Origin of the sequence: Alistipes sp. i18-0019-D1 (genome assembly GCF_042852885.1) — a bacterium.
GTDB lineage: Bacteria > Bacteroidota > Bacteroidia > Bacteroidales > Rikenellaceae > Alistipes.
The window spans coordinates 2,362,361-2,376,634 of the sequence record NZ_AP031424.1; the positions used below are offsets into that span (position 1 = coordinate 2,362,361).

General features: G+C 60.2%; 9 protein-coding genes. 4 read left to right on the top strand and 5 right to left on the bottom strand.

What is annotated here, in order from left to right; genetic code table 11:
- Nucleotides 1-9 precede the first annotated feature (9 nt).
- The 4 genes from ACGHP5_RS09845 to ACGHP5_RS09860 all read right to left on the bottom strand — a co-directional run bounded on the left by ACGHP5_RS09845 (nucleotide 10) and on the right by ACGHP5_RS09860 (nucleotide 6,944).
- On the bottom strand, nucleotides 10-1,878 hold the full coding sequence (locus ACGHP5_RS09845) for a RagB/SusD family nutrient uptake outer membrane protein (protein ID WP_290533172.1): 1,869 nt from the start codon (nucleotides 1,876-1,878) through the stop codon (nucleotides 10-12).
- Between the two features lie 19 nt (nucleotides 1,879-1,897).
- Nucleotides 1,898-5,113: a SusC/RagA family TonB-linked outer membrane protein gene (locus ACGHP5_RS09850; RefSeq protein ID WP_390566425.1), complete on the bottom strand. Its 3,216-nt coding sequence runs from the start codon at nucleotides 5,111-5,113 to the stop codon at nucleotides 1,898-1,900.
- Between the two features lie 154 nt (nucleotides 5,114-5,267).
- Nucleotides 5,268-6,233, bottom strand: a complete 966-nt coding sequence (locus ACGHP5_RS09855) for a FecR domain-containing protein (protein WP_337756699.1) — start codon at nucleotides 6,231-6,233, stop codon at nucleotides 5,268-5,270.
- A gap of 114 nt (nucleotides 6,234-6,347) precedes the next feature.
- The gene (locus ACGHP5_RS09860) at nucleotides 6,348-6,944 is read right to left on the bottom strand and encodes an RNA polymerase sigma-70 factor (RefSeq protein ID WP_290533169.1); all 597 of its coding nucleotides are present in this window, start codon (nucleotides 6,942-6,944) and stop codon (nucleotides 6,348-6,350) included.
- Between the two features lie 151 nt (nucleotides 6,945-7,095).
- On the opposite strand from ACGHP5_RS09860, the gene ACGHP5_RS09865 reads away from it, so the two are divergent.
- Entirely contained in the window at nucleotides 7,096-7,974 is an 879-nt protein-coding gene (locus ACGHP5_RS09865) for a bile acid:sodium symporter family protein (protein WP_295905371.1), read from the top strand.
- 17 nt (nucleotides 7,975-7,991) lie between these two features.
- The gene (locus tag ACGHP5_RS09870) at nucleotides 7,992-10,373 is read left to right on the top strand and encodes a TonB-dependent receptor domain-containing protein (RefSeq protein WP_390566428.1); all 2,382 of its coding nucleotides are present in this window, start codon (nucleotides 7,992-7,994) and stop codon (nucleotides 10,371-10,373) included.
- Here ACGHP5_RS09870 and ACGHP5_RS09875 read toward each other — a convergent pair.
- On the bottom strand, nucleotides 10,370-11,827 hold the full coding sequence (locus tag ACGHP5_RS09875) for an amino acid permease (RefSeq protein ID WP_337756697.1): 1,458 nt from the start codon (nucleotides 11,825-11,827) through the stop codon (nucleotides 10,370-10,372). The two genes, ACGHP5_RS09870 and ACGHP5_RS09875, sit on opposite strands and share 4 nt — an antisense overlap.
- 492 nt (nucleotides 11,828-12,319) lie before the next feature.
- Between ACGHP5_RS09875 and ACGHP5_RS09880 the strand changes: the two genes are divergently transcribed.
- Complete coding sequence (locus tag ACGHP5_RS09880) at nucleotides 12,320-12,850, top strand: RNA polymerase sigma-70 factor (RefSeq protein WP_290533165.1); 531 nt, start codon at nucleotides 12,320-12,322, stop codon at nucleotides 12,848-12,850.
- Nucleotides 12,851-12,977: 127 nt separating this feature from the next.
- The gene (locus ACGHP5_RS09885; protein ID WP_337756696.1) at nucleotides 12,978-13,976 is read left to right on the top strand and encodes a FecR family protein; all 999 of its coding nucleotides are present in this window, start codon (nucleotides 12,978-12,980) and stop codon (nucleotides 13,974-13,976) included.
- Nucleotides 13,977-14,274 lie beyond the last annotated feature (298 nt).

A 14,274-nucleotide genomic window follows, 5' to 3' on the forward strand; every position in this document is an offset into this window, starting at 1 on the left:
TAGTGGGGTTTACCAGCCGTAGTTCTGCGTGCATTTTACACGGTCGAGTTCTTCCTGGGAAATCGGGAAAAGATAGCAGCGTTTGGTGAAAACGCGGTTGCCGTCGCGTCCGCCGTCGTGGGCGCAGAGCGTCCGCTGCCAGAATTGACCGGTCGTCTTGTGGTCTTTCGCGTCGATGTTCATGCCGTAGACGGGCATGTTGTTCTCCGTTTCGGCGGTCATCCAGGTGCGTGTGTCGAAATAGCGCAGGTTCTCGAAGCACAGCTCGACCTGACGTTCGCGGCGGATCAGTTCGCGCATCCTGGTCTGGTCGCCGACGGCGTCGGGATAGGCCTCCTCGATGTCGGGGACGCCGGCGCGCTTGCGGATCATGTTCAGGTAGAGCGTGATGTCCGCATTCGACGGATCGTACTCGTTAAGCGCCTCGACGTAGTTGAGCAGAATTTCCGCATAGCGGAATACGGGGAAATCCAGGTAGCCCCAGTTGCCGGTGGAGGTGTCGATCGACGGGTTGGTGAACTTATGCGCCAGGTAACCCGTCGGCGGATAGTTGTGCGATTTGCCCGGACCCGAGTTGCCGTTGAAATAGAACTGGACATTGGCTGTTTTCTTGTTGGCGCCGTGCCAGGTCATGCCGCTCCAGAACACGTTGACGTAGAAGCGCGGTTCGCGGTTCTGGTACATTTTGAACGTCTCCAGTTCGTCGCCGTAGATCGGGTGCTTGAACTTCGAGAATCCGCTTTCGCTGTAACCTGCGTCGGGATCGATGATCGGCCGCGTCTGGTCGCCGTCGGTGTAGCCCGTGATGGGGTAGCGGCCGTTGGCCATGGCGAACGCGTCGACCTGTTTCTGGGTTACGCCGTAGCCGCCGTAGGCCGTTCCGCCGACACTCGGAGGCGTGGTGACCACACGCCACTGGTAGCCGCTGGCGATGCGCGTGTAGATTTTCTCCGTAGCGCCGGTCCCGGAACCTACCGACGTGAAGAGCGTGTTGAAGCTGGCGTAGGGGTCCGTGCCGTCGGCGCCGACCAGCGAGTAGAGGTTCAGGTTCATGACGTCTTTGGCGGCCTGGGCTGCCAGCTCCCATTTCTTTTCGTCGTACTGGGTCGGGAACAGGTGGTCGCCGTTTCTGTTGACGATACCCTTGTAGAGGTCGTTGCCGTTGAAGAGCTTGCGGGCCGAGTAGAGCAGCAGACGTGCGCGGGCGGCCAGGGCGGCGCCTTTCGTGGCACGGCCGTAGTAGATGTCGGGCCAGCTGTCGGGCAGCCCTTTCGACGCCTCCCACAGCTCGTTCGCTACGTAATCGACGCACTCGTTCCAGGTGTTGCGCTCGCGTTGGTCGAGTGTGCCCTGCGTGAAATCCACCGGATCGTCGCCGATGAGGAAGACGGGACCGTAGACGGGCAGCATCATGGCGTAGAAATGCGCGCGCAGGAAGCGGGCCTCGTTGTAGTAGTAGCCTTTGTCGACATCGTTCAGTTCCTCCGGAGGACACTTGTGGACGTTCTGCATGAAGTAGTTGGCTTCGCGGATGCCCTTGTAGAGCGTGTTGTACGTGTCGTCGCGGTAGTTGGGGAGCGACGGGTTCCACGAGTTGTAATTGATCTGGGTGTAGGCCCGGTCCAGATAGGAGAACGAGGTCTCGTCCGAGCAGGCCTCCCAGGGGATGTCGTTGTAGCTCGACACGCAGGCGGGAGCTTCGTAATCCGGCTGGTAGGAGTAGATGTTGGTCAGGTATTGGAGCGTGGTCTTCTGTTTTTTGAAGATGTTGTCCGAAGTCAGCGGCTCGTCGGGCTGGCGGTCGAGGTAGGAGTCGCAGGAAGCGAGCATGGCTCCGGCCGTCAGGGACAGGGCGAATATTTTAATAGTGTTTTTCATGGTTGTTGCCGGTTAGGGGTTAGAAACCGATCGTGAGACCGATGTTGATGATCCGGTTGTTCGGGTAGTTGGTGGCTCCGGTTTGCAGGTCGGGGTCCCACAGCTTGAAGGGGCTGAAGGTGAATAGGTTCACCCCCGAGAGGTAGACGCGCAGGTTCTGCATGGCGATCTTGTTGGCGATGCGCTTGGGCAGCGTGTAGCCGAGTTCGAGGTTCTTCAGGCGCAGGTAACGTCCGTCGGCCATCCAGAAGGTCGACAACTGGTTGTTGTTGTCGACGGCGCCGGTCGTCATGCGCGGGTATTTGGCGCCGGGGTTCTCCGGTGTCCAGGTGTTGCCGTAGAGGTCGGCGAATACGCTCGACTCCTTGAGGTTGCGGCCGACGAACGCCTGCGTCTGGTCGGTGAGGGTCGAGAAGTTGACATGTGCCACGCCCTGGAAGAATGCCGACAGGTCGAATGCCTTCCATTGCAGCGAGAAGCCGAATCCGTAAACGATCTCGGGAATGTCCGAGTAGCCGATGGGCTTCGTGTCGTAGCTGTCGACGATGCCGTCGCCGTTGAGGTCGAGGTATTTGATGTCGCCCGGTTTCACCTCCCCGAAACTCTGCTTGGTCCACGAGTCGATGTCTTCCTGATCCTGGAAGAGTCCGACGGCCACCAGACCGAATTTCTGGTACTGCATCTGGCCGCTGCGGTTCATGTAGGTATAGGCGTAATCAGGCTCGTCCTGGTCCATGATCCGGTTGCGTGCGTAGGTGAAATTGCCGCGCACGGTGAGGTGGAAGTCCTTGCCGAGCGGTTGGTGGTATTCGAGCGAGGCGTCGATGCCGCTGTTGCGCATCTTGCCGATGTTCACCCAGGGTTTGGTGCTCAGACCCACGTACATGGGGATGGATTTGCGCTGGAGGAAGATGCCCTCGCGGTTTTCCTTGAAATAATCTACCGATATGTTCAACTGGTTGAAGAACGAGAGGTCGGCGCCGAGATTGAGCTTCTTGGCCTTTTCCCAGCCTACGTTGGGGTTCGGGAATTCGCCGAGGCGGACCGAGGTGTACTGGCTGGGCGTCGTGCCGAAATAGTATTTGCCGCCGCTGACCACGGTTTCGTTGTAGATGAAACGGCGGTCGCCGCCGATCTGGTCGTTGCCCACCAGACCGTAGGAGGCCTTGAGCTTGACCATGCTGACCACGTCGCGGATCGGCTCGAAGAATTTTTCGTTCGAGACGACATAACCCACGGCGATCGACGGGAAGAACCCGAAGCGGTGGTTGGGCGAGAAGTTCTCCGAGCCGTTGTAGCCGAAGTTGCCCTCGACGAAGTAGCGGTTGTCGTAGTTGTAGGTGATACGGCCCGCAATGCCCTGATGGCGGTAGGGCAGCGCTTTTTCCGAGTTGTTGGCGTTTTCGCCCACGTAGTTCTTCTGCGACTGCTGGAAGAGGAACATGGCCGAGAGGTCGTGCTTGCCGAAGGTGCGTGCCCAGTTGGCCACGGCTTCGAAGTAGACCGAACGATAACCCTTGTTGGTCTGCTTGTAGGTGAGGTTTTCCTCGCCGATCTTCGTCTGGTTGAATTCGAGTTCGCCCGCCTCGTTGCGGCCGGTGGCCAGCCATTGGGGCGAGGTTTTCGTGCGGCCCAGGTTGTTCTCGTTCTGGGCGTCGAACGAACCCTTGATAGAAACGGTAAGGCCCTTGGTCACCCAGTCGCCCAGATCCTGCGTCAGCACGAACAGCGACTGCGCCGTGTTGTAGAATATTTCGCGGTATCCGGTCTGCGTCAGCAGCGCATAGGGGTTCTCGCCCTGTCCCGATGCCGGGCCGGCCAGGTAGCCGTTCGAATAGACGTCCGGGAAGGCGTTGGCTGCGGTCTTGAGCGCATAGCCCCAGATGCCGTTGGCGCCGGTGGCGCTCGACCCCGGTTCGTTCTTGCGTTCGAACGTGGTGGCCAGGTTGACGTTGAGTTTGGTGTATTTGTGGAGCTGGACCTCGACGTTCGACCGGAAGTTGAACCGGCGGTAGAAGACCGACGTGTTGTACTCCTTCATGTTGTCGGCCTTGAACAGGCCGTCCTCGTTGTAAAAGCCGCCCGAGATGTAGTATTTGGCCGTCGAGCCGCCGCCCGAGATGTTGACGTTGACGCGCTGGTTGAACGAGTAGTCCTTGTAGAGCCGCTTCACCCAGTCGATGTTCGGGTGAAGGTCGGGGTCCGAGCCGTCGCGGAACATCTGGATGTCCTTCCTCGAGTAGAAGTCGTATCCGGCCGCCGCGTTGTACATCTCGGCGAACTGGACGGCGTCGATCATGTCGGGAATCTTGGTCGGCTGTACCATGCCGGCCTCGAACTTGATGTTGATCTGCGGCTTGCCGATGGTTCCCTCGCGGGTCGTGATCAGTACGACGCCGTTGGCGCCGCGCACACCGTAGACGGCGGTCGCCGCGGCGTCCTTGAGGATCGAGAACTCCTTGATGTCCTCGATGTCCACCAGGTCGAGGTCGCGCTCGATGCCGTCGACGAGTATCAGCGGCGTTTTGTTGGAGCCGAAGGTGCTGATACCGCGGATCCAGAAGGTCGACGAGGCGCCCGGTTCGCCCGAACGCTGCACGGAGATGACGCCCGCGAGCTGTCCGGCCAGGTTGTTCGAGATCTTGCCCGTGGGCATCTTGATGTCGTTGACCGGAACGGAGGCTATCGAACCGATGACGCTGGCCTTCTTCTGGGCGCCGTAACCGACGACGACGACCTCTTCGAGGTTGTTGTCCGGCGAAAGGGAGATCACTTTGGGAATGCGGTCGATGGGGAACTCCTGCGTCTGATAACCGACGTAGGAAATGGTCACGAAGCCGAAGTTGCCGGTGAACGAATAGTCGAACGAACCGTCCGATGCGGTGCTTGTGCCGAGTGCCGAATCTTTGATCCAGACCGTGCCACCGATGATCGGCTGCCGCGTCGCGGCGTCGAGCACCTGTCCCGCGATGTGGTGTTTCTGCGGGGCGGCCGGAGCCGTGGCCGGGGCTGCGGGCGCGGGGTTTTGTGCCGCCGTGCGGGTCAGGATGATGTTGTTCTGACGGATGATGTAGGTGATGCCGGTTCCGCGCAGGGCTTCGTCGAGCAGCTGGGAAACCGATTTCGTCGATTTGGCGATTTTCACGGGGACGTTGTCCGCCAGGTTGCCCTGGTAGGAGATCCGGTAGGAGGTCTGCGATTCGATCTCCTGGATCAGCCCTTTCAGGCTGGTCACGTTTTCAACGCGGACCGAAGTCTGCTGGGGCGACGGTGCCGCCTGCGTTTCCCCCCCCCCACGGAATAAGGAGTGTCAGGCATGCTGCCAGAAGGTACCGGGCACGCCGCATACGGAGTAGCTTTTGTTTCATAGAGGTTTGGTTAAGATTGGATTATTTGTGAATGGTGATTTTTTCGCCGTTGCGGTTGAAACGGGTGTTCGTCGAAAGCGTCAGCACTTCGAGGATATGGTCGATCGGCATGTTGAAATCGAGCGTTCCGGTGAACTGGATGCTTTTGAGCGCGTCGTTGCGGAAAGCGATGCCGATGCCGTAGAAATCCTCGATCACCCCGGCGATCTGCTCCAGGTCGACGTGGCGGAACGTGCGCAGCCGGGCGGCCAGTTCCGCCTCCACGTTGACCGTTTGCAGCGTCAGATCGTTGTCCGTGGGATTGTAGGAGACTTTCTGTCCCGGGTGCAGGGCCACGACATGTTCGGCGGCGCGGAAATCGACGGCTCCCTCGACCAGTACGGTTTCGACGTCGGAACTGTCGTCGTAGGCTTTCAGGTTGAATTTGGTTCCGCGGACCACGACCTCGGCGTCGTGGACCGTGGTGACGGTGAACGGCGCGCCGTTGCGCTTGCTGACCTCGAAAAAGGCTTCGCCGGTAAGGTGCACCGTGCGGTTCCCGTCGTCGAACGAGACCGGATAGTTCAGTTGCGAGCTGCGGGTGAGCCGGATGACGGAGCCGTCGGGCAGCGTCACCGAGCAGTCGCTGTGCTCGGCGCTGACCGTGCAGATGCGGTCGTCCGGACGGTTCTGGTAGAGATACATGCCCGCGACGATCACGCCGGCGACGAGTATGGCGGCGTAACGCGAGACGATCTGCCGCCATTGGGGCCGTGTCTTTGTGCGGCGCAGTTCGATGCGCCGTTGCAGGGATCGGAATGCCTGGTCGGTGTTGACCGACGCGGCGGCCCGGAGCCGGTCTCCGGCGAAGAGCACGAAATAGAGCGTTTCGAGCCGGCGGCGGTTCTCTTCGGAAGCGTCGTACCAGTTTTCGATCTCGCGGTTGGTGGGTTCGTCGAGTTTTCCTTCGAGGAACTCGGTCAGCAGGTTGTCGTCGATCTCTTTCATAAGGGCGGTTTCTGTATGTAATACGATTCAGGGAAAATAGATACTAAACGAAAACCCGAATTTTTTTCGGGCTTTCGTTTTTATTGCATATAATCGGTTTCAGGGACAGGGGTTTCAGTTGCTCCCGGGCATTTCGAAAAACAGCGCTATCAGCGGCAGGTAATCCTTCAGGGCGACGCCGAGGACTTTGAGCGCCTGGCCGATATGGTAGTTGACGGTCTGGGGCGATACCTCCATTTCGGCGGCGATCTGCTGGTGGGTCATGCACTGGAAGCGGCTCATCTCGAAGATACGGCGGGTCTGCTCGGGGAGTTGCGCGAGCGCCTCGTGGTAGAGCCGCGCGAGTTCCGTGCCGAGGTAGAAGTCCGGGGAGTCGAACTGGTCGGCGAATCTCTTTTCCAGCTGCTGGTGGACGCGTGAATGGACGCTCTGGCGGGTTACGCGGTCCAGCGACTTGTTGCGGACGATCATGAACAGAAGTCCCTTCAGCGAAAGTTCCTCCATCAGGCGGTCGCGGTTTTCCCAGATGTACAGCATCGTGTCCTGTACGATGTCTTCCGCCGCGGGGAGGGATACCCAGCGCGAAGCGAAGCTGCACAACCCTTTGTAATAGAATCGGTAGCATGCTTCGAAACACTGCCGGTCCCCGGCGTTGAGCCGTCGGATGACCAGCCGGTTGTCGAGGATGTCGTATTTGGTGTTCAGGGACATAAACTGTCGGATCTCGCGTAATTTGAAAAGTTAAAATTACAACTTTTTCCGGAAAACGGTCCTGATTCCCGAAAAAAGGCTCACCTTTGCAGAAAAATAGAACCGGGCTTCCGGGGAGTCTGCGCCCCGGGGCCGCCGCATTGCATCGCTTATGAATACCGTCTGGATCGTATTACCTATATTGATCGTGCTGATGTTTCAGCTCGGCATCGAACTCGACCGGCAGGCCTTCGCCGGTGTGGCCCGCCGTCCGGCGGCCGTCGTCGCGGGACTGCTGGGCCAGTTGGTGCTGCTGCCGCTCATCGCCTTCGGCGTGGGGCTGGCGTTCCGCCTGCCGTCCGTTTACTTCCTGGGACTGCTGCTGATCGCCTGCTGTCCGGGAGGCAGTTCGTCGAATGTCTTTTCGATGCTGGCCAAGGGCGACGTGGCCCTTTCGGTGACGCTGACCGCTTTGAGCAGTCTCATCACGCTGTTCACGATTCCGCTGGTGATGGGTTTCGCCGCGCGTTTCGTCGCGGTGCACGCCGGTGCGGCTATCGAACTGCCGGTCGGGAAGCTGTTGGTGCAGAATATCGTCCTGCTGTTCCTGCCGATGCTGTGCGGGGCGTTTTTCCGCTATTGGCGGCCCCGGGCGGCACGGCATGTGCATGATCTGTTGGGGCGTGTGGCCTTCCCGGCCCTGATGCTGCTGGCGGCGGTGTTCTTCGTGCAGTATGCTTCGACGATCCTCGAAAACCTCGGCGTGCTGGGACTGGCCGCAGGAACGCTGATCCTGCTGGCGATGGCGGGCGGGTCGCTGCTGGCCCGCCTGTTCCGGCTCCGGCGGGCGGTGCGCCGCACGATCGTCATCGAGGTCGGGATGCAGAACGCTGCGCAGGCCATCGCCGTCGCCACCTCGCCGCTGATCTTCGACAGCGGCGAAATGGCTGTTCCGGCCATCGTCTACGCCCTCGTGATGAACGTGGTCCTGCTCTCGTACCTGAAATTGCTGCCGAAATATACCGGCGAAACAGCGTCGGGAGGTGTTTAACCGAGTATCTTTGCCGTATGAAATTCCTGAAAGTCGCAATTTTGTTTTTCGGCCTGGCCGCAGCGTTTGCCGTGCGGGCGCAGGAGGGAACCTATCCCGTCAGCGGACGGGTGATCGACCGTTTGAGCCGCAGGCCCGTGGCCTATGCCGCCGTGGTGCTGGCCGGGCAGGAGCGGAAGGGTGCCTCGACCGATTCGCTGGGGAGGTTCCGCATCGAGCGCGTGAAGCCGGGTATCTGGCGGCTGGCGGTCTCGTCGGTGGGCTACAAGAGCGCGACGACGCCCGAATACCTGGTTTCGGCCGCCACGCCCTTCATCGAGATCGAGATGGAAGAGGACGCCGCGCAGCTCGAAGCCGTGACGGTCCGCCCGTCGCCGTTCCGCGTCACGGCGGAGAGTCCCGTAAGTTTGAAGGTGATCGGTTTGCAGGAGATCGAGAAAAGCCCCGGCTCGAACCGTGACGTGTCGCGCATCGTGCGCTCCTATCCCGGCGTGGCTTTCTCGCCCGTGGGTTACCGCAACGACCTGATCGTGCGCGGCGGCGGCCCTTCGGAGAACAAGTTCTACATGGACGGGATCGAGATTCCGAACATCAACCATTTTGCCACGCAGGGTGCGACGGGCGGTCCGGTGAGCATCGTCAACGCCGACCTCGTGCGCGAGATCAGCTTCTACACCGGCGCTTTTCCCGCCGACCGGGCCGGGGCGTTGAGTTCCGTGCTGGATTTCAAACTGCGCGACGGCAATGCCGAAAGGCAGACCTTCAAAGCGACGCTGGGGGCCTCGGAAGTGGGGTTGAGCGGCAGCGGGCACATCGGCGGCAAGACGACTTATCTGTTTTCCATCCGCCAGTCCTATCTGCAACTGCTGTTCAAGATGCTGGGGCTGCCCTTCCTGCCCAACTACATCGACGGGCAGGCGAAGGTCAGGACGCGCCTTTCGGAGCGCGACGAACTGACGGTGCTGGCCCTGGCCGGATTCGACAATATGCGGCTCAACGTCGACGAGAAGGGCGAGGACGCCGAATATCTGTTGAGCTACCTGCCCCGCATCCGGCAGGAGACCTTCACGGCGGGGGCCTCGTGGCGCCACTATGCGGGCCGCCACGTACAGACCGTGACGTTGAGCCACAACTACCTGAACAACCGCAACCTGAAATACCTGCGCAACGACTCTTCGTCGGAGGACAACCTCACCCTGCGGCTGCGCTCCGTGGAGCAGAAGACCACGCTCCGGGCCGAGAACCGCACCTACCTGGGCCGCTGGACCGTCCGCGAGGGCGTCGAGGTGAACTATTCCGATTACACGAACCGCACGCTGCAACGGCTCTATACCGACAGAACGCAGCTGTCGGATTACAATACCCGGCTGGGAATCGTCGGCTGGGGGTTGTTCGCCGGGGCCGAATACGCCTCGGCCGACAAGCGGTTCACCGCTTCGGCGGGACTGCGGGCCGACGGGTGCGACTACTCGGGGCGCATGGCGCGGGTGTGGCGTCAGCTTTCGCCCCGGGCTTCGGTCTCCTATGCGGTAAGTCCCGGCTGGTCGGTGAGCGGCAGCGCGGGGCTGTACTATCAGTTGCCGCCCTACACGGCGCTGGGGTTCAAGGAGGACGGCGCGCTGGTCAACCGATCGCTCGATTACATGCGTGTCGGGGTCTTCAGCGCGGGCGTCGACTGGCGGCTGCGCGACCGGCTGATCGTCTCGGTTGAGGGATTTTACAAACGCTACGGCGACGTGCCGCTGTCGGTCACGGATGGGATTCCGCTCTCGTGCAAGGGCAACGACTACGGCGTGGTGGGCAACGAGGAGCTGGTCTCCTCGGCGCAGGGGCGCGCCTACGGCGTCGAGGCGATGGCCCGCTGGCAGATTCCGGGACGGGTGAATGTCGTGGGGTCGGTGACCGTGTTCCGCTCGGAGTACCGCAACGACCGGTCGGCCCCGTGGATCGCATCGGCCTGGGACAACCGTTTCGTGGTCAACGTCAGCGGAACCTACGACCTGCCGCGCCACTGGAGCTTCGGCGCGAAGCTGAGCGCCGTGGGCGGGGCGCCCTATACGCCCTACGACGTGGAGAAATCGTCGCTCGTCGAGGCGTGGGATGCGCAGGGACGGCCCTATTACGACTATTCGAAGTACAACGCCGGACGGCTCGACGCTTTCGCACAGCTGGACGTGCGTGTCGACAAGGTGTTCTACTTCCGCCGCTGCATGCTGGGCATCTACATCGACCTGCAGAACGTTGCGGGCGGCCGTTTGCGCCAGCCCGACGTGCTGATGTCCACGGGGGAGATCGAGAACCCTTCGGCCCCGGCGTCGGAACAGCGTTACCGGATGAAATACCTCGAACAGGTGAGCGGCACGCTCCTGCCGACGCTGGGCCTGACGGTCGAGTTTTAAGCCTTCGGCGTCCGCCGGGCGTTCCGTTTGTCCATTGCGAAGCTGATGATGAAGGGGATCGCGAGGAAGACCGCCGTGCCGGCCACCACCAGCCACGTGTACATCGCCGGACTGCCCACGGGCAGCTGCGAAGGCGGGAAGAAGGTGACGGCGAACGAGAACACTACGGCGAGGAACCCCACGCCCCCGATCAGCCACATGCCCATGTTTCCGCCCGGCACGCGGTAGCTGCGGACGAGTTCGGGCTGCGTGTAGCGCAGACGGATTCCCGCGGCGTACATCATCATGTACATGATCAGGTACAGCCCCACGGTCAGGGCGCTCAACAGGAAGAACGCCACGCTGACGTCGTCCATCACGATGTAAAGCGACGAAAGGAGCGTCACGATGCAGCCCTGGATAATCAGGATGTTGATCTGTACGCCGTTCTTGTTGGTCTTCTGGAGGAAGCAGGGCAGAGCGCCGTCCTTGGCCGTCCACAGCAGGCCGCGGCTGGGGCCCGAGATCCACGACATCACGCCCGCCAGTGCGCCGAAAGCCACCAACAATCCCATGACGTTCGTCAGCCAGCCCACATGGTAGCGTTCGAAAGCGATCTGAAAGGTGGTGAACAGTCCCGACTGGAGGTTGATCTGGTCGTAGGGGGTGATGATGGCCACGGCCAGCGCGCCCAGCGTGAACAGTCCGAACGAAATCAGCGCCGCGAGGAACATTGCCCGCGGGAACTGCGTCTGGGGTTTGGTCAGCTCCGGGGCGTGCACGGCGTGCACTTCCACGCCGGCGAACAGTAGCAGGATGCCCGCCAGGAACGCGATGTCGCTCATACCGGTGATGTGGGGGAAGAGCCGCGGGTGGACGTGCTGCGCGGCGTCGACATTGACGACCTGCGAAACGGTGGCCGGAATCTCCTTCAGGGCGATTTCGTTGCCGCCCGCCATCCAGATGACGGCCATCACGATCACGACGACGCCCGGGAGCACCGTGCCGATCAGAAATCCCTTCGAGGTGATGCCCGAGATGGCCGACGTGCCGCGCAGGGTGACCAGCGTCGCGCACCAGTACATCGCAATCGAGAACAACCCGACGTAGAGTCCGTTCTGCGCCAGTGCCGGAACGCCGATCATGTAGGCGATCGATGCGGCGGCGAATCCCAGTACGGTGGGATACCAGACGACGTTCTGGATCCATTGCAGGAAGATCGCCGAGAAGCCCAGGTGGCGGTTGAAAGCTTCCTTGACCCAGGTGTAGACGCCGCCGCCCTTGTCGGCGAAGGCGCTGCCCAGTTCGGCGCCCACGAGGGCCGCGGGAATCAGGAAAAGAAACGTCGCGAAGAAAATGTAGAAGAACATCGTCAGTTCCTCCTGGGCCATCATCGGGAGTCCGCGCAGACTGATGACGGCCGCAGCGGTCATCAGCGCCAGCTGCGTCGTGGTGATATTTTTACGTTTTGCCATGATGAATAGGTTGGATTTTGCCGTTTTTCGTCATCGTCCGCCGCACAGTTTTCGTGCCGGAGCGCATTGGCGGCCCGTGAAATCTGCGGCCGGAGCGCCGCAAAGGACCGATCGGAACACCGGGCGGCTTTTTCGGACCCTGCGCACGCGGAAACGGCGGGGCCGTCCCCGTCCGCCCCGCATGCGGACACAAAAACAGCAGGGAATCTCGCGATTGCCTGCTGCCCCCGGAGGTTGCCCTCCTAAAACTACTAACCCAAACTTAAATAAATGAAGAAACCTCACTGCGGTTGCTGTGCCGCAGTTGACTTTTACAGTTGCAAAGTGCGTGCCGAACCTGCAATCGCCGCCCGCCGTGGACCGTTTGGCGGAATATCGGGCCTTGTCATGGAATTTTAATCCGAATAATTTTGTTTTTATATCTTTTATTGTTTTATTTGTGGTGTATATTTAATAATAGTGTTTCTAAAAGAAAATTTGAGGCATTGTAACATGGAAGAGGAAAAAGATATTTTGCGGCGGGTGAGCGGCGGGGACAGCGATGCCTTCCGGCTGATCTTCCTGAAATATGCTCCGCGTGTGGAGGCCTTCGCCATGAAGATGCTGAAGAATATCCACGAGGCGCAGGATGTTTCGCAGAATATCTTCACCAAACTGTGGATGCAGCGTAGCGAACTGGCCGGGGTCCGGTCGCTCAACGCCTATCTGTTCCGCATGACCCGCAACGCCGTGCTGGACATCTGCAAGCACAGCCGTATCCGGATGCAGTTCGAGAGCAGCGCCCGGGTCGACGGGCAGATACTCTGCGACGACGTTGCGGAACGTGTCGATACGGCCGAACTGTCGCGCCTGATCGCGGCCGCCGTCAGTAAGATGCCAGCCCGGAGGTATGAGATTTTCCGTCTTTCGCGCGAGTGCGGCAAGAATAACCGTGAAATTGCCGAGGAACTGAATATCAGCCCGAAAAGCGTCGAGAACCAGATCACGAAGGCGCTGGGCAGCATCAAAAAGGAAATTTCCTGAATTTTATTTTCATTCCGGCGTAGGGGTGTTGCCCCGCTGAATCGTCTTGTATGTGTAAAAGGATGACAGCGGACCGCGGCGCCTTTCCGGCGTTTTTGCCGCGCGGCGCTTCTCCCCGGAAAAGACCATGACGAAGAAGACCAGAGACATCGTTTCCGATTTCGCGAACAACGACATGCCCGCCGAGGTGCAGGAGCAGTTCCGCTGCTGGCTGGACGAACATGCGGGCGACGGGGTCGCGGAGGAACAGCTGCTTGAGGAGTGGAACTCCGCGAAGCTCGGCCCGGTGAACGGAGCCGCGTATGAGCAGTCGTTCGAATGGCTGATGCGGTCGATGCCCGAAGTTTCTCCGGTCCCGGCCCCGAAAACGGGCCGTCTCGCGCGCCTGGCCGCTTCGTGGCGGCGCATGGCGGCCGTCGCCGCCGTCTGCTGTGCGGCGCTGGGATTCGGCGCACTCGGCGCAAGAATGCTTCTGAAGCCCGAGAACGGGGTCTTTGTGGTTACGGGCGAGGACAGCAAGGGGCGTTTCGTGCTGCCCGACGGCACGCAGGTCTGGCTCAACTACGACAGCCGCCTCTATTATCCCGAATCGTTCGACGGCGACCTGCGCGGCGTACGGCTCGAAGGCGAGGCGCTCTTCAACGTCGTGCACGACGCTTCGAAACCGTTCCGCGTCCGGACTTCGCTGATGGAGGTCGAGGTGCTGGGGACGGTTTTCGACCTGAAATGCTACGAGCATCTGGATTATGCCGAGGTAGTGCTCGTTTCCGGTTCGGTCAAGGCTACCTGCGCCGGACAACTGCCCGTTACGCTCTGTCCCGACGAACGGCTGGTCGCCTACCGCAATTCGAAGAAGATCGACTACCAGACCGTCGATGCCGATAATTACAACAAATGGATGTTCGAGACACAGAAACTCGATGAGATGCGCCTCGACGATATTTTCGTCAATCTCGAACACCGATACAACGTCGAGTTCGACATCGCAGACGATGTCGGACTCGGGGCGAGGCTGACGCTTTCGCTGCGCAGCGAGCCGATCGAGGAGATTTTGGACGCCATCGCGCTGGTGGTTCCGATCCGTTACGAATCTTCCGGAGGAACGATTTTCATAACACGCAAATAGACCGTTTCGAGCGATGCCTCCATCGGGGCACCGAGGGGATAACTTTTTTGTCATTGAAATGTAATATATTGATATTCAATATAATATGTAAATCAACCTCAAAACTTCAATTCCTATGGTGAAACCTTTACGCATTCCGATTCCCGATTATTAGGGCTTTTTTGCGGCCGCAACCTACGGTTGCCCGGCCCGTGTGAATCCTTTTTTTCGTGCATCCCAAAAAACTTATTGCCTTGAAACTTCAAACTTCCTTTCAGAAACGGGCGTATTGCGCCCGTTGCGGTCTGCGACGCATCCT

Bases quoted from the DNA above. Each gene is read 5' to 3' on its own strand.
- ACGHP5_RS09865 (WP_295905371.1), top strand. From the start codon at position 7,096: ATGAATACCGTCTGGATCGTATTACCTATATTGATCGTGCTGATGTTT.
- ACGHP5_RS09885 (WP_337756696.1), top strand. From the start codon at position 12,978: ATGACGAAGAAGACCAGAGACATCGTTTCCGATTTCGCGAACAACGAC.
- ACGHP5_RS09855 (WP_337756699.1), bottom strand. From the start codon at position 6,233: ATGAAAGAGATCGACGACAACCTGCTGACCGAGTTCCTCGAAGGAAAA.
- ACGHP5_RS09845 (WP_290533172.1), bottom strand. From the start codon at position 1,878: ATGAAAAACACTATTAAAATATTCGCCCTGTCCCTGACGGCCGGAGCC.
- ACGHP5_RS09875 (WP_337756697.1), bottom strand. From the start codon at position 11,827: ATGGCAAAACGTAAAAATATCACCACGACGCAGCTGGCGCTGATGACC.
- ACGHP5_RS09860 (WP_290533169.1), bottom strand. From the start codon at position 6,944: ATGTCCCTGAACACCAAATACGACATCCTCGACAACCGGCTGGTCATC.
- ACGHP5_RS09880 (WP_290533165.1), top strand. From the start codon at position 12,320: ATGGAAGAGGAAAAAGATATTTTGCGGCGGGTGAGCGGCGGGGACAGC.
- ACGHP5_RS09870 (WP_390566428.1), top strand. From the start codon at position 7,992: ATGAAATTCCTGAAAGTCGCAATTTTGTTTTTCGGCCTGGCCGCAGCG.